Origin of the sequence: Vreelandella titanicae, assembly GCF_014697095.1 — a bacterium.
In the GTDB taxonomy this organism is placed as follows: Bacteria; Pseudomonadota; Gammaproteobacteria; order Pseudomonadales; family Halomonadaceae; genus Vreelandella; species Vreelandella titanicae.
This window is the reverse complement of sequence record NZ_CP059082.1, coordinates 357,773-377,292: the sequence shown is the minus strand read 5'-3', so window position 1 is coordinate 377,292 and position 19,520 is coordinate 357,773. Positions and strand designations below refer to the sequence as shown.

The 19,520-nt window shown below is 57.6% G+C and carries 17 protein-coding genes; 13 read left to right on the top strand and 4 right to left on the bottom strand.

Annotated features, from left to right (window positions below):
• Window positions 1–10: 10 nt before the first annotated feature.
• Window positions 11–1,504: an exodeoxyribonuclease I gene (gene sbcB / locus HZS52_RS01720; protein WP_039860366.1), complete on the top strand. Its 1,494-nt coding sequence runs from the start codon at window positions 11–13 to the stop codon at window positions 1,502–1,504.
• A 39-nt stretch (window positions 1,505–1,543) separates the two neighbouring features.
• Here sbcB and HZS52_RS01715 read toward each other — a convergent pair whose 3' ends face one another.
• Complete coding sequence (locus HZS52_RS01715) at window positions 1,544–4,423, bottom strand: insulinase family protein (RefSeq protein ID WP_190374057.1); 2,880 nt, start codon at window positions 4,421–4,423, stop codon at window positions 1,544–1,546.
• Entirely contained in the window at window positions 4,423–5,109 is a 687-nt protein-coding gene (locus tag HZS52_RS01710; RefSeq protein WP_022520239.1) for an SOS response-associated peptidase, read from the bottom strand. Before HZS52_RS01710 ends, HZS52_RS01715 begins: the two co-directional genes overlap by 1 nt.
• 191 nt (window positions 5,110–5,300) lie before the next feature.
• Here HZS52_RS01710 and HZS52_RS01705 point away from each other — a divergent pair, with 191 nt between their 5' ends.
• Both HZS52_RS01705 and HZS52_RS01700 read left to right on the top strand, forming a co-directional pair.
• Window positions 5,301–5,915 (top strand): TetR/AcrR family transcriptional regulator, encoded by a 615-nt coding sequence (locus tag HZS52_RS01705; RefSeq protein ID WP_027957733.1) that lies wholly within the window; start codon window positions 5,301–5,303, stop codon window positions 5,913–5,915.
• 53 nt (window positions 5,916–5,968) lie between these two features.
• Complete coding sequence (locus HZS52_RS01700; RefSeq protein ID WP_217920682.1) at window positions 5,969–6,577, top strand: 1-acyl-sn-glycerol-3-phosphate acyltransferase; 609 nt, start codon at window positions 5,969–5,971, stop codon at window positions 6,575–6,577.
• A gap of 15 nt (window positions 6,578–6,592) precedes the next feature.
• Here HZS52_RS01700 and HZS52_RS01695 read toward each other — a convergent pair whose 3' ends face one another.
• Window positions 6,593–7,867 carry an HlyC/CorC family transporter gene (locus tag HZS52_RS01695; protein WP_009288263.1) on the bottom strand — a complete coding sequence of 425 codons (1,275 nt, stop codon included), beginning with the start codon at window positions 7,865–7,867 and terminating at the stop codon, window positions 6,593–6,595.
• A gap of 105 nt (window positions 7,868–7,972) precedes the next feature.
• Window positions 7,973–8,770 (bottom strand): cytochrome C assembly family protein, encoded by a 798-nt coding sequence (locus tag HZS52_RS01690; RefSeq protein ID WP_190374056.1) that lies wholly within the window; start codon window positions 8,768–8,770, stop codon window positions 7,973–7,975.
• Window positions 8,771–9,140: 370 nt separating this feature from the next.
• Here HZS52_RS01690 and ffh point away from each other — a divergent pair, with 370 nt between their 5' ends.
• The 10 genes from ffh (at window position 9,141) to HZS52_RS01640 (ending at window position 19,515) form a co-directional block, all read left to right on the top strand.
• Entirely contained in the window at window positions 9,141–10,541 is a 1,401-nt protein-coding gene (gene ffh / locus HZS52_RS01685; RefSeq protein ID WP_027957735.1) for a signal recognition particle protein, read from the top strand.
• Between the two features lie 311 nt (window positions 10,542–10,852).
• Window positions 10,853–11,101 (top strand): 30S ribosomal protein S16, encoded by a 249-nt coding sequence (gene rpsP, locus HZS52_RS01680; protein ID WP_007111767.1) that lies wholly within the window; start codon window positions 10,853–10,855, stop codon window positions 11,099–11,101.
• Window positions 11,102–11,172: 71 nt separating this feature from the next.
• The gene (gene rimM / locus HZS52_RS01675; protein ID WP_027957736.1) at window positions 11,173–11,718 is read left to right on the top strand and encodes a ribosome maturation factor RimM; all 546 of its coding nucleotides are present in this window, start codon (window positions 11,173–11,175) and stop codon (window positions 11,716–11,718) included.
• 101 nt (window positions 11,719–11,819) lie between these two features.
• A complete protein-coding gene (gene trmD, locus HZS52_RS01670; protein WP_027957737.1) occupies window positions 11,820–12,587 on the top strand; it encodes a tRNA (guanosine(37)-N1)-methyltransferase TrmD in 768 nt (255 codons plus the stop codon).
• Window positions 12,588–12,727: 140 nt separating this feature from the next.
• Window positions 12,728–13,084: a 50S ribosomal protein L19 gene (rplS, locus tag HZS52_RS01665; protein WP_027957738.1), complete on the top strand. Its 357-nt coding sequence runs from the start codon at window positions 12,728–12,730 to the stop codon at window positions 13,082–13,084.
• A 130-nt stretch (window positions 13,085–13,214) separates the two neighbouring features.
• Window positions 13,215–14,096: a site-specific tyrosine recombinase XerD gene (gene xerD, locus HZS52_RS01660; protein ID WP_190374055.1), complete on the top strand. Its 882-nt coding sequence runs from the start codon at window positions 13,215–13,217 to the stop codon at window positions 14,094–14,096.
• Complete coding sequence (locus HZS52_RS01655) at window positions 14,071–14,874, top strand: DsbC family protein (protein ID WP_190374054.1); 804 nt, start codon at window positions 14,071–14,073, stop codon at window positions 14,872–14,874. Before xerD ends, HZS52_RS01655 begins: the two co-directional genes overlap by 26 nt.
• A gap of 110 nt (window positions 14,875–14,984) precedes the next feature.
• Window positions 14,985–16,301, top strand: a complete 1,317-nt coding sequence (locus tag HZS52_RS01650; RefSeq protein WP_009288268.1) for a homoserine dehydrogenase — start codon at window positions 14,985–14,987, stop codon at window positions 16,299–16,301.
• Window positions 16,302–16,307: 6 nt separating this feature from the next.
• A complete protein-coding gene (gene thrC, locus HZS52_RS01645; RefSeq protein ID WP_138800381.1) occupies window positions 16,308–17,696 on the top strand; it encodes a threonine synthase in 1,389 nt (462 codons plus the stop codon).
• Between the two features lie 7 nt (window positions 17,697–17,703).
• Entirely contained in the window at window positions 17,704–19,515 is a 1,812-nt protein-coding gene (locus tag HZS52_RS01640) for a single-stranded-DNA-specific exonuclease RecJ (RefSeq protein WP_190374053.1), read from the top strand.
• Window positions 19,516–19,520: the final 5 nt, after the last annotated feature.

Genomic DNA, 19,520 nt, shown 5'->3' with positions numbered 1-19,520 from the left:
GTGATTGTTCATGGCGCCACCCAATGCTGCCCCTGCCAGTTTTCTATGGCATGACTATGAAACCTTCGGGGCGGATCCGCGTCGCGATCGGCCCGCACAGTTCGCAGCCCTGCGCACTGATGCTGACCTGAACGAGATCGGCGAGCCGATCGAGCTCTACTGCAAGCCCGCCGATGATTACCTGCCTCATCCTGCCGCCTGTTTGATTACCGGTATTACGCCTCAAAAAGCCCAACGCCATGGTTTGCCCGAAGCAGAATTCGCGGGCGAGATTCAGCGCCATATGAGTGAGCCGGGCACCTGCGTGGTGGGTTACAACAGCCTGCGTTTTGATGACGAAGTCTCCCGCCATCTGTTTTACCGCAATTTGCTCGACCCTTATTCCCGTGAGTGGCAAAACGGCAATTCCCGTTGGGATTTAATCGATGTTGTGCGCGCCTTTTATGCGCTGCGTCCTGATGGCATTGAGTGGCCGCTGCGCGAAGACGGCGCACCCAGCTTCAAGCTTGAGCACTTAACTGCAGCTAACGGCATTGCCCATGAGGGTGCCCACGATGCGGTAGCCGATGTACGGGCCACGATCGCGTTGGCCCGCTTGCTCAAGGCGCGCAATGCGAAGCTGTTCGACTATTTACTCGGTTTGCGCGGTAAGCGCGCGGTGGCTAAGCAGCTTGACCTGCCCAACGCCAAACCGCTGCTGCATATCTCCCGTCGTTATCCCGCCAGCCGGGGCTGTAGTGCGTTAGTCATGCCGCTGGCCGAACACCCGACAAATCCTAATGGGGTGATCGTTTACGATTTGAGCGTTGATCCTAGCGATATGCTGAGTATGTCGGCGGAGCAGGTTCGTGAGCGCGTGTTTGTCAGTCAGCAGGATCTAGCCGAAGGCGAGGCGCGGATTCCGCTGAAGGTGATTCATATCAACCGTTGCCCGGTGGTGTTTCCCGCCAGTGCTTTGAAAGACGTTGAGGGGCCTCAACAGGGTGAGTATGGCACCATCGTCGCGCGCTTAGGCTTGGATGTGGTGGCTTGTCGGCAGCACTGGAAAGCCCTGCGCGATGCCAGCGGTGTCGCCGCAAAAGTCGCAGAGGTATTTAGTGCTGGCTACGACGATGCGCCACAAGACCCTGATCTAATGCTCTACTCAGGCAGTTTCTTCTCGGCTGCCGACCGTCAGCAGATGGAGCGGGTGCGAGAGATGGAGCCGTGGGATTTGGTAGGGCAGCGCTTTGCGTTTCAGGATCCGCGCTTGGAAGAGATGTTGTTTCGCTTTCGTGCACGCAGTTACCCCGACACGTTGGAAGGCGAAGAGCGCGAGCAGTGGGAAGCGTTTCGCTGGATGCGGATCAATGATCCGGCCCTGGCGGGCTTTACCCTCAAGGCGTTTGCGCGGGAAATCGCTCAGTACAATCAGCAAACCCTTACTGATCGCGAGCGGCAGATTTTGGAAGAGCTGGTGATGTTCGTGGAAGCCATGATGCCGGCTCAAGCCTTTGACGCCTGAGCCGGTACCCGTTTAGGTCACTCCTGTAGGGAGTTCTCTTTACGCATTGTCATCACGCACTTTGGGCAGGGGTGAGCGCTCTTCACGATAATCGCTGACATCGCTGGGTTCGTCGCCGGGGTTGAAGCGTATGTCCAGAGTGTGCTCGCGCAGCGATGGCCATAGGGCCTTAATATCCTCAAGGCTAACGTTCAGCACTAGTTCGGCCAGTTGGTCGCGGCGATCAAAGCGCACATCTTCCAACGCGGTGGCTTGCCAATAGCGGTTGGCCATGCCCGCAAGGCTGGTATCGCGTTGGCGTAACTGGTCGTGAACAGCCTGGCGATAAGGCGCTAAGTCAGCGTCGCTGAGTTGTTCAAGGCGCTGGTTAGCCTCATCAAGAAACACATCCATGCGTTCGGCGATGGTGCCGCTGTCTACGTCGGGTGATTGCACCATAAGGGCAACCCCTGGCGCTTCGAGCAGCGGCGAATAGCCGGCATTCACGATGTAGCCGAGCTGCTGCTCGGTGCGCAGTTGCTGGTAGAACGGTGTTTCCAGCCACTGGGCGATCACCGCGGTGGTGGCTTGTTCCTCTGGCGTCTGATCGCGGCCTTGCAGATAGCGCAGAACCAAGGACTCATCCCGAGAGCTGTGAGGGTGCAGCACGCTGTGCTCATCACTTGCTGCAAGTGGGGTGAGGTTAGCAATATCATCGCGGTTTAACCGCGGTTTTAGCCTGGTACGCATCAGCTGTGTTTGTTCACGTGCCAGGTCAGCGTCCAGGTTGCCCACCGCCATGGCATCGACGTACAGGTTATCTAGAAAGCGCTGGCGAAAATCTTCCAGGTGACCACTGTCAAAGCGCTCGCTGGCGGCAAGTAGCTCAGCGGTAGACCACTGTGGTGTGAGTAAAGCTTCGCCCAGCGTGCGGCTAGCTTGACCGTAGAGTGACGCCTGGGGTGCGTTACGCCACTCGCGCTGCAGCTGATAACGCACCCGCTCGAAAGCACTGTCGGTGATTTCTGCGCTCTCTAATTGCTCTAGGGCTTGTTCAATCAGCGGGGTTTGGCCATCACGCCAGCCTGAGAACGATAGTGTTATGCCCCTGGCGTGGGGATAAGCGCTAAACGACTGCCCTGCCAACCACGCTGGGTAGAGGGATTCATTCAAACTGTCGTTAAGCCAGCTGGCGAGTAGCCGAGTGAGCACTGCTTCATGGGCGGAGTAGCTGGCGGTGGGGCTTTGCAGACTGACCCGCCACTCAACTGTGGGAGTGTTAAAGCGCTCATCCTGCATGTGCCAAGCGGTAAACGATGGTGTTTCGACCAGTAGGCTGGGGCGCTCATCCTGGCCTTCCAACAGCGTCAGGTCACTGGCGATAAAGGGGTTGGGCCCCGGGAGTGCCAAACCGCTCAGGGGCTGGCCCGGCTGTTCGGGTACTTGCTCGTCCCATTGGGTATTGAACCAAGGGGAGACAGTGTCGCTTTCGATATCCGGTGCTGAGTAGAAACGCAGCATGTTGTCCGGTGTTAGCGCGTCAAGATAAACCTGCTGGCGCTCTGCATCGGGGCCATCCATGCGGTAGGCCGCGTACTGCACGTCCTCTACCGGGTAGCGAGATAGGCTCATTGAAAGGCGAGTGGCTTCCTGCTGTGGGGCGCCATACTGCTGAAAGCGGAAGGCCTGCTCATTGAGTTTTGCCTGCTCTTCGTAGCGCCATTCGGCGAGGCCATCATTACGCAGTTGATCAATGGCGGCAAACAGGGTGGCTTCAATATCGTCTAGGCGCTCGGCGCCTGCGGGCGTCAGACTGATGGAAATAGTGAATAGTGCTTCGTTGCCATCGCCGCGCCCCACACCGGCGGAAAGCCCATCGGCCAGTCCTGCATCGCGCAGCACCGCTAACAGGCTACCTTCACCTTCATCGCCAAGCAGGTGGGCGATTACCTGGGTCGGCTTTGTACGGTAGTCGTCAGTGGGGTCGGGTACTGGGAAGTAGAAGCGTAATTGACGACGATCCTGCAGCGACTGGCGCTCGATATAGCGGGGTAGCGTGTCTGAATCAACCAGCGGCGCGTCAATCGTCGGCACGCTTAAGTCGTTGTCGGGAATATCGGCAAAGCGCTCGGCTACCCACTCCTCCAACTGATCCAACGGCTGTGGTGCAACAATCGCCAGGTTCATTACATTGGCGTCGTAATGCTGGTGATAAAAATCGATCACCCGCTCGCGTAGCGTTGCCTCTCCTTCAGGCGGGCTGGCTAAGGTTTCCCGGCTACCCACGGCAAATCCGGTGGTGGGGTTGTCAGGGTTGAGCAGTTGGTTGAGCACATCGTTTTCGCGACGGGACTCATCTCGAATACGCGCCATGTACTCCGAGTGAACGATATTGCGTTCGCTCTCCAGGTGGTCGGCGTTAAATAGCGGCGAGAGGAAAAATTCGCTGAAACGGTCAAGCGCGCCCGGCAGTGCCGATGGCTCAATATCAAAGAAGTAATTGGTATCCTGCTGCGCGGTAAAGGCGTTGTGAGAGCCCGCGTTATTGGAAATATAGCGCTGGTAGGCATCAGATTCCGGGTAGGGCTCGGTGCCTAAAAACAGCATATGCTCTAGAAAGTGTGCTAACCCCTTAAGGTCATCAGGATCTTGGGCGCTGCCTACTCGCACATTCATCGACGCTGCCGCCTTGTCTGCCTCCGGGTCGCTGACCAGCAGCACATTGAGGCCGTTCTCGAGCGTCAAAACCCGGTAGTCGCGGCTGTCATAGGGGCTAATGATCGGGGTGACTGTGTCAGCAATGGCGTCGGCAACGGCGTCGGCAACGGCGTCATCGGTGGCCGCGAAGGCCTGTGGTGTTAACGCGATGCTGGCGATAACGCCAATCACTGCGCACTGTGGGAAAACACGCCAGCGGGTTATGCAAGTGGATCGCAACATTACAGCTCCTGTGACACAGCCCAACGCAGCATCGACCCGGTAGGATGGGCACAGGCCGGTGACTGGTAGGCGGGATTATTGACATGTTTAGATACCGGAAAAGCGCCCAACAGTTCCAATGGTGCGGGTGCTAACAGTGAATTAAGCGTTTCGGTATCGGTGTCTGGGTCGAGCCAGGCGGATAACGCATGGTTGGGTATAGTGACCGGCAGGCGGTCGGTTAACGGCGATAACAGCAGGTTGGCGGGCACGGTGATCAGTGCGGCAGAGTCGGTAAACGCCGTTAACGTGGTGTGGTAGCGGCACCATAGTGCGCCCAATAGCAACGGCGCCCGGGATACCTGGGTCACCAAATAGGGTTGCTTGCTGCGGGGCTGGGTTTTCCATACATAGAAACCGCTGACCGGAATAACGCAGCGGCGAGCGCTAAAGGCATCGCGAAACATCGCCCGTGATTCAAGGGTTTCCGCCCGGGCGCAGTGGGGGGCATGATCCAGCACCTCCAGCCAGGGTGGCGTCAGGCCCCAGAATAGCGATGAGAGCCGGTACTGCCCCTGCTCTAAGCGAATAGCAGAGATTGGCCTACGAGGCGCTAGATTAGGCGACTCAATCAACGGTTCAGGAGTGGCTAGCGTTGGCAATAAGCGGGTCAGCGGTAAATTTTGCACATGCAATCGCCCCGTCATAGCTATCTCCTTAAGCAGAATCGTCGTGGAAGTGTACCTGGATGGCGGGGGACTGCGCGCAATAAAGCACGAAATGTAGCGTTTTAGTGTCGAAAACAGTGTTCGATGTAAGGTATCCTATCTTATCCCTTGCTCCCGCTAAAGCGCAGTGAGGCTTCCTTCTTGTTTGCCGTTGACCTTAAGAGATTGCCATGGCCCGTCCTAGACAGCATGCGCCCGATGCCCTCCATGCGCAGGTCATGCACGCTTGTGATGAGTGGTTGGCTGAGCAGCCAGTCCATGGTCTCTCACTGCGTGCCCTGGCCAGAGAGGTCGGCTGTGCCCCCAGCACCCTATTGAAGCTATATGGCAGCTTCAATAATTTATTGCAGCACGTCAATGTGGAAACGTTGGCGCGTTTACAGCACACCATTACCAGCCTGATCGACGATGACCCTGAGCCATGGCTACGTTCGCTGGCGCGTGCCTACTGGCGGTTCGCCGAGCAGGATTGTTACCGCTGGCAACTGCTGTTTGATTACCCGCTGGCCCAAGAAGGCGAGCTTGATCAGCGTCAGAGCGATTTGATCGAAGCGCTGTTTACCCAAGTAGAAGCGTCGCTTAAATCCTACCAGCCAGCGCTGGATGATCTCGAAGCCCGCCGTTTGGGGCGCACGCTGTGGGGCAGCGTGCATGGTTTAGTTCAGCTAGGGCTTAATGAGCGATTGGGCTATTGGCAGGGTCAGCAATTAAAAGTAGATGAGCTGCTGGATCAACTGATGAGCACCATTCTGGCGGGCCTACGCCATCGTGAGGCGGCGACGTGAGTGGGTGGGTCAATGCGGCTCGTCAGGCGCTGCGCTGGCTGATCTTTGTCTCAATGCGCCTCTGCTACCGGCTGCAGGTGCATGGGCGTGAGCATATCCCCAAGCAGGGGGCCGCGCTGGTGGTGTGTAACCACGTCAGTTTTATGGATGCCTTGGTGTTAGGTGGTGCTAGCCCCCGACCGCTGCGCTTTGTGATGGATCAACCGATTTTTGACTCGCCTTGGCTTAAATGGTGGTTTCAGCTGGTTGGCGCAATCCCTATTGAGTCTGAACGACGCAGCCCCGGCGCCCTGAGGCGCGCTCTGGATGACGTGAGCTCAGCGCTGCGCCAGGGGCAGGTTGTGATGGTCTTTCCTGAAGGGCGATTGACCCCTGATGGCGAAATTCACGCCTTTCGGCGTGGCCTAGAGGCTATTCTCGCCAGGGACGATGTGCCGGTGGTTCCGGCAGGGTTAGCAGGCTTGTGGGGGTCGTGGACATCTCACCATGATGGCAAGGCGCTAAAGAAGTGCCCTAAGCGTTTTCGGGCGCCGGTGAGCCTGCACTTTGGGCCCCCGCTCAACCGTCTGGACGCCGATGACATAGCGCTGCGGCGGTTTCTCGAAGCGCGGGTTAGAGCACTAAAGGCAGCGGCTGACCAGGATCTGGCCAACCGCCATTAACTCGCTTATCATTGATTAGCGGCGTGGCGCCCGCAGCTTTTGCCAGCAGCGTGCTGAGGTAATGAGATTATCGCGGATCTCCAGAATCTCCATGCGCATATTGCCGATCTGTAGGCATGCTGGGCCTTCTGGGAAAGCTTCAAGGTGCTCAAGAATTAACCCGTTGAGCGTTTTGGGGCCATCGGTAGGCAGCTGCCAGCCGAGCATCTTGTTAATCTCACGAATATTGGCGGTGCCTTCAATCACATGGCTGCCGTCGTCCTGCTGGTGAATCTCTTCATCTTCAGAGACATCGGTGGTGAACTCGCCCACGATCTCTTCCAGAATATCTTCCAGGGTGACCAAGCCCTCTACGTCGCCGTACTCATCCACCACAATGCCGATGCGCCGTTTCTGCTTTTGAAAGTTGAGCAGTTGGGTATGGAGCGGTGTGGACTCGGGAATAAAGTAGGGCTCCCGTGCCTCTTGAACAATCGATGCCTTGGTAACTTCGTCCCGGGAGAGAAAGCGTGCCGCGTTGCGCAGATGCAGCATGCCGATAATATTATTGATATCACCTTTATAAACCGGTAGCCGGGTATGCTGGCTGGTGCGAATCTGGGTCAAAATATCTTCGAGCGAATCATCCAGGTCGATACCCAGCACTTCGTGGCGTGGCACCATGATGTCGTTCACGGTGACGTTCTCAAGATCGAGAATAGATAGCAGCATTGCCCGGTGGCGGTAGGGGATCAGCGTGCCCGCTTCGTGAACCACCGTGCGCAGCTCATCACGGGTCAGGCTATCGCCCCCGTTATCAACGCTTTTAACGCCCACCAACCGGAGCAGGCCGTTAGACATCACGTTAACCAGCCATACGAGCGGGTAAAGCAGCTTTAGCAGCGGCTCAAGGGCGTAGGAGGTCGGGTAGGCGATCCGCTCGGGTTTAATCGCGGCGTAGGTCTTCGGCGTTACTTCGGCAAAAATAAGAATCGTGATGGTCAACAGAGCAGTAGAGATTGCAGGCCCAGATACGTCGCCGAAGAAGTGAATGGCGATAATGGTCGCAATTGAGGCCGCCAGGTTGTTGACGAAGTTGTTGCCGATCAGGATAACGCCAATCAGGCGGTCTGGGCGGGTGAGCAGGCGCATGACCCGTTTGGCTCTGCGGTCACCGCTGTTGGCTTGATGGCTCAAGCGGTAGCGGTTAATCGACATCATGCCGGTTTCAGAGCTGGAGAAAAACGCAGAAAGCAGTATCAGTAAGGCTAGCAGGCCGAACAGTAACCCCAGGGGGAAGTCGTCGCTCAAGTCGAAAAGTCCTTTGTGGCGGATTAGGCTCGATTTGTAGAAGGTAGCGAGTAGTGTGTCAAGACAACCAAAGGCGTGGTAACGCCCGCGGTAGCGGTTGAGCCGCTATCGATTGAGTACAACCTCAAGTACGAACTTACTGCCAAAGTAGGCCAGCACCAGCAGGCCGCAACCGCCCAGTGTCCAGCGCACGGCACGCATGCCGCGCCAACCAAAGCGATAACGACCAACCAACAGGGTCGTGAAGATTACCCAGGCCAGTAGCGAGAGTACGGTTTTGTGCGCCAAGTGCTGGGCAAAGAAGTTATCCAGGAAAATAAGCCCGCTCGCGATGGAGAGCGTCAGCAGGATAATGCCCGCCCACACCAGTTCAAAAAGTACCCGCTCCATGGTGGTGAGCGGCGGTAGCGACTGCACAATGCCGCGAATATGATGGTGGCGCAGCGCCTGGTTCTGTAGGCCGACCAGCACCGCTTGGACGGCGGCAATCGCCAGCACGGCAAACGCCAGCGCTGAACTTATCGCATGCAATAAAATGCCCGGTGTAAGCCCGGTATGGCCGCCCTGATTCGGCAGCCACGTGGCGGCGAGTAGTGCAATACCCGCCAGCGGGAAGAGTGCAATCCCGGCGTTAAGCACCGGTTTAAAAAGGCTGGCAACTAGCACGACGTTGACCGCAACCGCCATCAGCAATGTGGCGCTGGTGGTAAAGCCGGGCAGTAGGCCAGGGGATTGGCCGACTAATTTGACCACCACAGGAATGTGCAGCAGTAAGCCCAGCACAGCGAGCAGGCGCACCATGCCCTGGCGAGGCGGCACACGCCGGAACAGCGTCATGCCTTGCCAAATGGCAGCGGCAACATAAAGAACAAAAGCAATCGTGGCGAAAGGTAGCGCCTGCATGATGCTATCCGTGCGCCTTGCAGCGCGTTGCGGTGAATAAATAAACGAATTAAGTGTGATTACGACGAGAATCTATCCAACTACTATAACTAATCCAAGCGGCGTCGCCCAGCGGGGTAAACGCATGAAAATAGTTAAAGACTCGGAGTAAGTATGCAGGAATGCCAGGGAAAGCTGTAAGCAAGGGTCTTTCGCCATGGATGGCGAAAGTAGCGCCCATGGATGGGTTAACAGCGCCCTTGCGTCAGCTTGCCCAGGCAGGATCGCTGGCACTCGCCCATGGAGACTCAAAGCATGAGCGCGTATAATCTTTTTACTAATGAGTCCAGGGCGTGCGCGCCGACGGCAGTGACGGAGGCAGAGAGGCCCCATGTTCCAGAATCTAAGTGAGCGTCTTTCCCAGACGTTAAAGTCGATCAAGGGTCAGGCTCGCCTGACCGACGACAATATTAAAGATACCCTGCGCGAAGTACGCCGCGCACTGCTTGAGGCCGACGTAGCACTGCCGGTCATCAAGGAGTTTATTGAGCGCGTGCGCGAGCGGGCGGTCGGGCAGGAAGTATCCAAAAGCCTGTCGCCAGGCCAGCAGTTCGTCAAAATCGTCCAGCAAGAGCTGGAAGCGATTATGGGCGAAGCCAACGACGGCTTTGTGCTTAAGGGTTCCCCCGCCGTTGTATTGATGGCCGGCCTACAGGGTGCGGGTAAAACCACCTCTGTGGCCAAACTGGCCCGCTACCTGCGCGAACGCGAGAAGAAGAAGGTCTTGGTAGTGTCTGCCGACGTTTATCGCCCGGCAGCGATCGATCAGCTCGAAACCCTGGCCAAAGAAGTCGAAGTGGACTTCTTCCCCTCGCGCTCTGACCAGCAGCCGGTGGCGATTGCCGAAGCGGCCATCAAGCACGCCAAGATCCAGTTTCACGATGTGGTGCTGATTGATACCGCCGGTCGACTGGCGATTGATGAAGCCATGATGGCGGAGATCCAGGCACTGCATAAAGCGGTCTCGCCTCAGGAAACGCTGTTTGTCGTCGACGCCATGACCGGCCAGGACGCTGCCAATACCGCCAAGGCGTTCAGCGAAGCGCTGCCGCTAACCGGTGTGATTCTGACCAAAGCGGACGGTGATGCTCGCGGCGGTGCGGCGCTGTCTGTGCGTCACATTACCGGTAAACCGATCAAATTTATGGGTGTCGGTGAAAAAGTCGACGCCCTGGAGCCGTTCCACCCAGACCGAGTCGCCTCGCGCATCCTGGGGATGGGCGACATGCTGTCGCTGATCGAGGAAGCCGAGCGCACCGTCGATAAGTCCAAAGCCGAGAAGTTGGCCAAAAAGGTCAAGAAGGGTGATGGCTTTGACCTGGAAGATTTTCGCGATCAGCTCCAGCAGCTCAAGAAGATGGGCGGTATGGGTGGCCTAATGGGCAAGTTGCCGGGTATGGGGCAGATGGCTGAGATGGCTCAAGGCCCTGGTCCCGAGAAAGAGCTGGGCAAGTTGGAAGCACTAATTAATTCCATGACGCCTAAAGAGCGCCGCAAGCCCGACATTATCAATGGCTCGCGCAAGCGCCGCATTGCCTCGGGGGCCGGTCTGCAAGTGCCTGACCTCAATCGCCTGCTTAAGCAGCATAAGCAGATGCAGAAAATGATGAAGAAAGCAGGCCAGAAGGGCGGCATGCAGAAAATGATGCGTGGCATGTCCGGCATGATGGGTGGCGGCGGCCCAGGTGGGCCCGGTGGAATGGGCGGCCCCGGTGGATTGCCGCGGCGCTAAGACGCCAATAGTAACGTACTGATGCGCTTGGTGAGGTTGACGACCTATCAGTTTTCTGGCTGTCAGGCTTTCCAAGCCGGGCGCATTTGCGTAGAATGCGGCCTCTTCATGCGTGGGTGCTGCCCAAATACGTCAAAACGTAGCAGTAGCAGCGCTCAATGAAGGCCTTAATGGTGTTAAAAAAGGTCATGCAAGCCGCTTTATGTGGTCGTGTGCCAGTTTAGCGCCAAGAAAACAGCACGACGAGTGTTCCGATAGCGGTTAGCGCTATAAACACACTCTCGTAACCTCAACCGAAGGATAGTTATCGTATGGTTACCATTCGTTTGGCCCGTGGTGGCGCCAAGAAGCGTCCCTTTTACCACCTGACCGTTACCGACTCGCGTAACGCTCGCGACGGTCGTTTCATCGAGCGTATCGGCTTCTTCAACCCGGTTGCCCGTGGTCAGGAAGAGCGTCTGCGCGTTGACCTAGACCGCGTTGTTCACTGGCAGAGCCAAGGCGCCCAGCTGTCTGGTCGTGTTGCTGAGCTGGTAAAAGAAGCACGCAAACAGGCCTAAGCCTGATTTTGAGTCTTGTTGTCTGAGACTTATTGTGTGAGAAAGTGAGTGCTGGGTAGCTGAGGTCGTCGATGACGCGTTTTGAAATAAGCCAAACTGACGACACGCATGTGGTGCTAGGCAAGCTGACTAGCCCTTATGGGGTGAAAGGTTGGCTCAAGGTGTACTCCTACACTAGCCCAATGGACAGCATTCTTGAATACCCGGAATGGTGGGTGCGCCAAGGTGAAACCCTGAAGCGCATAAGCATTGTTCAAGGGCGTCGGCAGGGCAAAGGACTTGTGGTGCAGCTTAAAGGGGTCGATGACCGTAGTGCGGCGGAAGCATTAGCCCAAACGGATATCTTGATGCCCAAAGAGGCGCTGCCTGAGCTTTCCGACGATGAGTATTATTGGCATGAGCTTGAAGGCATGGCGGTCTTCACTCAGGCCGGCGAACGGCTAGGACGGGTAAGCTACCTGTTTGAAACCGGCGCCAACGATGTCATGGTGGTTCGCGGCGATTCAGAGTCAATCGACAAGCGCGAGCGACTGCTGCCATTTTTGCCAGACGACGTCATTATCGAAATCAGTTCCCAAGAGGGCCGTATGGTCGTCGATTGGGATCCTGAGTTTTGACCAAACTTATGAACAGTTTGAGCAATGATGCATCTACCGACTCAACCGAGTTGGATAGTGGCAACGCGCCGGAAACGGCGAGCGAAGCAGCAGTGCCTGCAATGTGGATTGGTGTAGTGTCGTTGTTTCCTGAGATGTTCGACGCGCTCACGCAACAGGGTGTGGTCGGCAGAGCGGTAGAAAAACAGCGTATTGCACTGGAGTTTTGGAACCCGCGGGATTATGCCACTGACCGCCACCGCAGCGTCGATGACCGCCCCTATGGTGGTGGTCCAGGCATGTTGATGAAAGTCGACACCCTGCGCGCAGCGATCTTTGCCGCCCGGGAACGGGCGCAGAAAGCCACCGGCTTAGTGCCGACGGTGATCTACCTCTCGCCCCAGGGGCGTAAGCTGGATCAGCAGGGCGTTCAAGCACTGGCTTCCGCCGGGCCTTTAGTGGTCGTGGCAGGGCGCTATGAAGGCATTGATGAACGCGTGGTGGAGAGTGACATCGATGAAGAGTGGTCGATTGGCGACTATGTGTTGAGCGGCGGTGAGCTGCCAGCGATGGTGCTGATTGATGCAGCGGCAAGGCTGATTCCCGGTGTACTGGGTCATCAGGATTCCGCTATCGAAGACTCGTTTAATGACGGTCTGTTAGACTGCCCGCACTATACCCGTCCAGAAGTCATCGACGGGCGCCAAGTGCCGGATGTGCTGTTAAGCGGTAATCATGCAGCCATCAAGCGCTGGCGGTTAAAGCAGTCACTCGGGCGTACATGGCAGCGTCGTCCAGACCTGTTGGAAGGGCGGCCGTTAGATGCCGAACAGCGTAAGCTGTTGAACGAGTTTATCGAAGAACACGCTCTGTCAGCTAAAACTGAGTAGGCCAGAGCGGCGGTGCAGGGCGTATGCGCACCTGTGTCACCCATAACGACTCCCGCGTAGCTCGTTTCGAGCGCCGGGATCACGGCTTCCGCCACCCATGATTGAGCGGTCAAGCCAACACGTTATTCAGGAGTATGATGATGAGCAGTAAAAGCAAAGTGATCCAGGCGATCGAATCTGAGCAAATGGGCAAAGAAATTCCTCCCTTTGCCCCCGGCGACACCATTGTCGTTCAGGTAAAAGTAAAAGAAGGTACTCGCGAGCGTCTGCAGGCGTTTGAAGGTGTAGTCATCGGTAAGCGTAACCGTGGCCTGAACTCCGCTTTCACCGTGCGTAAAATTTCTCACGGCGTTGGCGTTGAGCGTACCTTCCAGACCTACAGCCCGCTGGTTGACTCTATCGAAGTCAAGCGTCGCGGTGACGTGCGTCAAGCCAAGCTTTACTACCTGCGCGAGCGCAGTGGTCGTTCTGCACGTATCAAGGAAAAGCTGGCTTAAACGCCACTGCTCCTCGGGCGCACGCTGTTCTCGAACAGGCGTCGCGCCCGGATACCAAGACCCCGTCACCGCTTTGCGGGGCGGGGTTTTGTTTATCCGCTCAACAAAAGCGGCTTGAGGTGACTAACGTATGAGCGTTATCGATGCATTTTTAGATGCTCTCTGGCTTGAGCAGGGCGCCAGCGATCATACGTTAGCCGCCTATCGGCGTGATTTAACCGCCTGGCAGAGCCACCTGGAGAGCCACGGTGAAGCCCTTCTGGCGCCGCCGCCGGAGCGCCTCAGTGAGTGGCTGGCCAATCGCCGGGAGGAGGGGTATCAACTGCGCAGTAATGCCCGGCTGCTGTCGACGCTGCGCAGCTTCTACCGTTGGGGGCGTTTAAACAACCAAGTGGAAAGTGACCCACTGACTGATATCAAACTACCGCGGGTCATACCCGGCTTGCCTAATACCTTGGAAGAGGACGAGGTTGAGCGCCTACTCTTGGCGCCGGATACGGAGACTCCTTTGGGGGTTCGTGACCGTGCCATGCTGGAGCTGCTGTACGCCTGTGGCTTACGGGTATCAGAGCTGGTAGGGCTCACTGGTGATGCGGTCAATCTGCGCCAAAACGTGGTTAGGGTGCGTGGTAAAGGCGATAAAGACCGCTTGGTTCCCATGGGCGAAGAGGCCGCAGATTGGCTGGCGCACTATATGCAGACTGCACGGTTGGCGCTGATGAGCGACCCAACACGCCCCGCGCTGTTTCCTGGGCGGGGTGACAAAGCGATGACCCGGCAAACGTTTTGGCACCGGATTAAGGTGCATGCCATAACGGCAGGGATTACCCGGCCACTGTCGCCCCATACGCTTCGCCATGCATTTGCCACCCATTTATTGAATCATGGGGCCAATTTGCGGGTCGTACAGCTGCTGTTGGGTCATAGCGATCTGTCGACGACCCAAATTTATACCCATGTAGCCCAGGCGCGCTTGGAAAGCCTACATGCTGAACATCACCCACGAGGTTGAATTGATGATGCGTCAACGCCGTTTTGTAACACTACCTTTACTGACACCTTCCTCGATGCTGGCGTGTTTGCTAACTGCCAGCCTGCTACCTTCCGCTGCACAGGCTGACGACGTGGCAGATCGTTTGGCTGAAACACTTAGCGTCAATGGCCAGTCGATGCCCGTGGAAGCGGTCACCGAAACGCCTATGGATGGCGTTTATCACGTGCGGTTGGAGAACGGCGAATCTTTCTACTCCAATGCAGACGGCAGCCACTTCCTGGTCGGCGACCTATATGAAAATGCACCCGACGGGTTGGTCAACTTGACCGAGCAAGAGCAGAACCAAGAGCGTGCAGATGCGCTGGCGGCAGTGCCTGAGAGTGAGCTAGTGATCTTCCGCGGTGCCGATGAACCGAAAGCAACAGTGACGGTATTTACCGATCCTACTTGCCCCTATTGCGCGCGGTTACACGACACCATTCCGGAGTTGAATGAGCGTGGTATCGCCGTTCACTATATGGCCTTTCCCCGTGCGGGCATGGGCAGCCAGACTGCCACCATGCTGCAGCAGGTGTGGTGCTCGGATAATCGCAGCGAAGCGATGACTCAAGCCAAAGAAGGCGAGACTATTTCCAGTGCAGCAGACTGCGACAATCCTGTGGCGGGGCAGTATGATCTGGGTAAGGCACTGGGCGTACAAGGCACGCCAGCAATTATTTTGCCCAATGGGCAACTGGTGCCGGGCTTTGTGCCCCCCGAGCGGCTCTTTGCCATGTTAGGCTTAGATGACGAATGACGTCACATTGAAAGATAATACAAAGCGCTGAGGCACGGTCTTTAAGATCGAATTCAAAACCGTAATTAAGGCCAGCACCACCAGGTGCACAACACGAAAGGGGAAGTATTTTGAAACCGGTAAGAGTAGGTATTTGTGGTCTAGGTACTGTCGGTGGCGGCACCTTTAACGTATTGACTCGCAACGCTGATGATATTGCGCGTCGTGCTGGCCGCCCTATTGTGATTGAGCAGGTTGCTCACCGCAGTATTCATCCTGACTGCGATATTACCGGCATCAATGCCACCTCCGATGTGTTTGAAGTCGCGACCAACCCCAATGTGGATGTCCTGGTGGAGCTCGTTGGCGGTTACGATATCGCCCGCGAGCTGGTGCTCACCGCCATTGAAAACGGCAAGCACGTGGTTACCGCCAACAAGGCGCTGATTGCGGTGCATGGCAACGAAATCTTCAAAGCCGCTCACGAAAAGGGCGTCATCGTGGCATTCGAAGCTGCAGTCGCAGGCGGCATTCCGGTGATCAAATCGCTGCGCGAAGGCCTGGGTGCCAACCGCATTGAATGGGTAGCGGGAATTATCAACGGCACCGGCAACTATATTCTTACCCATATGCGCGATGAAGGCCGGGCGTTTGAAGACGTGCTCGCAGAAGCCCAGGCGCTAGGCTACGCCGAATCTGACCCCACCTTTGACGTGGAAGGTATCGATGCGGCACACAAACTGACGATTTTGGCCTCGATTGCCTACGGCGTGCCGCTGCAGTTCGAGAAAGCCTTCACCGAAGGCATTTCACGGATTACTGCGGAAGACGTCGAGCAAGCCGACAACCTTGGCTACGTGATCAAGCATCTGGGTATCTCCAAGCGTACCGATCAAGGCCTGGAACTGCGGGTTCACCCCACGCTGATTCCTAAAGAGCGCCTGCTGGCCAATGTTCATGGCGTAAAAAATGCTATTGCAGTAATGGGCGACGCGGTAGGGCCGACGCTCTACTACGGCGCTGGCGCCGGCGCCGAGCCGACTGCATCAGCGGTGGTGGCCGATTTACTCGACGTGGCGCGGGATATCTCCACCGAGCACCGCTACCGGGTGCCGTACCTGGCGTTTAGCGGCATCGACGAAGATGTCAGCCAACTGCCCATCATGCCGATGGAAGATATCATCACGGCCTACTACCTGCGCCTGCTGGCGGTGGATCGCCCCGGCGTGTTGGCGCGGGTGGCCACGATTCTATCTGAGCAGGGCATCTCGATCGAGGCACTGATTCAGAAAGAGGCGACCGAAGGCGAGCTGGTGCCGATCATTCTGCTCACACACCGTACTAAAGAGAAGCAGATGAACGCAGCGATTCGCGAAATCGAATCCATGGCCGATATTGCGGGCCCCGTCACGCGTATTCGCGTGGAAAGCTTGAGTGAAGGGGAGTAAGCCTAGATGCGCTATATCAGCACGCGCGGGCAGGCGCCCGCGCTCTCCTTTGAAGAAGTGGTGCTCACCGGTATGGCCAGCGACGGCGGCCTCTATGTGCCGGAAACAATGCCTGAGTTCTCCCGGGAAGAGCTGGCCGACATGGCCGGGCTCTCCTATGCGGAAATCGCCTTTAGGGTGATGAAGCCGTTTGTGAACGGTGAGATCGACGACGAGACCTTCCGCAACATCGTGACCGAGGCCTACGCGACCTTTAATCACGACGCCGTGCTGCCGCTCAAACAGCTGGATGCCAATCACTTCCTGCTTGAGCAGTTCCACGGCCCGACCCTGGCATTTAAAGACGTAGCGCTACAGCTGCTCGGCCGCCTGCTCGACCACTTCCTGAAAAAGCGTGGCGAGCGTGCGGTGATCATGGGTGCGACCTCTGGCGATACCGGCTCGGCGGCGATTGAAGGCTGTCGCCACTGCGACAACCTGGATATCTTTATCCTGCACCCGCACAACCGGGTCTCGGAAGTACAGCGCCGACAAATGACCTCGGTGCTGGCCAATAACGTCTTCAATATTGCCATCGAAGGCAATTTCGATGACGCCCAGGCGATGGTCAAGGCCAGCTTTGCCGATCAGTCGTTCCTCAACGGTACTCGCTTGGTCGCGGTGAACTCGATCAACTGGGCGCGCATTATGGCGCAGATCGTTTACTACATCGCCTCCGGCGTTGCGCTGGGTGCGCCGCACCGTGAAGTGAGCTTCTGCGTGCCGTCGGCTAACTTCGGCAACGTGTTTGCTGGTTATATGGCCTACAAAATGGGCCTGCCGGTGAAGCAGTTCATCATCGCCACCAACGCCAACGACATTCTGCACCGCACGCTGGCCGCCAACGACTTCTCCAAAAAAGAGCTAGCGGCTACTTTAGCGCCCTCCATGGATATCGTTGTGTCATCTAACTTTGAGCGCCTGTTGTTTGACGCCTACGACCGCGATGGCTTGGCCGTGGCGGCGCTGCTTGAGCGCTTCCAGCAGGAACCCACGGCGCTGGCCGATGCGCCGCTGGCCAAGCTGCGCGAGAAGTTCTCCAGCTACAGCGTGGACGATGCGACGATTCTGGAAGTGATTCGCGACGCCCATAAACGCACTGGTGAAATGCTCGACCCGCACACCGCCACCGGCTATCGTGCTGCCGAGCGTGCCCGGGCAGATCAGTCAACGCCAATGATTACCCTCGCCACTGCGCACCCGGCTAAATTCGCCGAGGCCGTTGTGAAGGCGGGCTTCCTGGGCGTGCCACTGCCGCCGCATATGGAAGACCTGATTGAGCGCGAAGAGCGCTACACAGTGCTCCCTGCGGAACTTGCCGCCGTGCAGCAGTACGTTGCGGAAAACCGGCGTTGACGTATTAATGGCCTCAGTGACTGATTTACCCCATCGCACGCTGTCGTCTAGCAAGGCCGGGCCGCGCCTAGAGCCTCGTCCAGTGGATGAGGCGCTTTATGCCCGCGCTCAGGCGGAAGGCCTAAGCGAACTGCAGGCGCGTTTGCTGGCCTCGCGCTTGCCGGGCTACAGCGGTGAGTTGCTACCGTTAATCGCACCTAGCCTGCGTTATTTGGCCCACCCGGAGAAACTGGCTGACGGTCGCCGCGCCGCCGAACGTATCGCTCAGGCGGTGGCAGAGGGTGAGGCCATCGGCATTCTCACCGACTACGACGTGGATGGCATTACCTCCCACGTGGTGATTAAGCGCACGCTGGTGGAGCTGTTTGGGGTGCCAGAGGGCAAGCTACATAGCCTGATTGGCCACCGTATTCATGACGGCTATGGGATTAGCCTACCGCTGGTAGAGCGCACCTTGGCTCAAAAGCCGTTTCCGACCCTGGTGATTACCGCCGATTGTGGCAGCTCTGATGAGCCGCGTATCGCGCGATTAAAAGCGGCAGGTATCGACGTGGTAGTCAGCGACCACCACGCCCTGCCCAGTGAGGGGCCGCCAAGCTCGGCATTCGCCTGTGTTAACCCTACCCGTGATGACTGTGAGTATCCCGACAAAACCATCGCTGGCTGTATGGTGGCGTGGCTGTTGATGTCACTCGCCCGCGGCGTGCTGATTGAGTGGGGGGCGCTTTCAGAGTCGACGCCCAAGCTGTCGCCCTGGCTTTCCTACGTAGCTTTGGGCACCGTGGCTGACTGTGTCTCCCTGGGGGGCAGTCCCGCCAACCGCGCGGTGGTCAATCAAGGGTTAAAACTGATCAATCGCATGGATGCAGCGTGCTGGCGCGCCATGGCCACGCGCTTAGGCGCTGACAGTGTGCCGTTTAACGCCGAGACGTTAGCGTTTCAGATGGGGCCGCGGATTAATGCCCGCTCGCGGCTGGACGACCCCTACGCGGCGCTGCACTTTATGCTGGCCGAGAACGATGGGGTCGCCAATCGCCAGCTCGACGTGCTGGATCAGGATAACCAGTCCCGCAAAGCGATTGAGGCTGATATGGCCGCCGAGGCGCGCACTCTTGCCACAGCAGCTCTGGACGCCGATGAGCCCGCCGTGGTGGTGCTGCTTGAAGACGGGCACCCCGGCGTACAGGGTATCGTCGCCTCGCGATTGGTGCAGGCCTACGGGCGCCCGGCGCTGGTGCTAACACAAGCCTCGGCACCGGGTATGCTAACCGGCTCCGGCCGCTCGATTGATGGGCTGCACCTGCGTGATGCCCTACAGCGCACCTTTGAGCTTGCTCCCCAGGCGTTACCGCGCTTTGGCGGCCATAGTGGTGCGGCAGGCGTAGGCGTGCCACGGGATCAGCTTGACGCCTTTAAAGCGGCTTTCCTGAGGGCCGTAGGCGAACAGCTGGAGGGACGAACGCTCTATCCGCGCCTATGGACGGATGGCGAGCTCTCCACGGCACAGCTTTCGCTGACCACCTTGCAAGAGATAGAAACCCTTGGGCCCTACGGGCGGGAGTTTGATCCGCCGCTGTTTGAAGGCCGCTTTATTGTCGAGGCGCTGCGCCCGGTGGGTGCTGACGGCGCGCACCTGATGCTGGAACTCTCCACTGGCCCGGTGACCTGCAAAGCCATCTGGTTTCGTGCCTTAACGCCAGGGGAACTGCCTGGGTTTAACGTGGGGGATACACTGCACTGTGCTTATAAGCTTAACCGTAACCGCTGGCGCGGCCGCGAGACGCTGCAGTTGATGGTCGAGCACGCCAGCCCAATTTAAGCTGT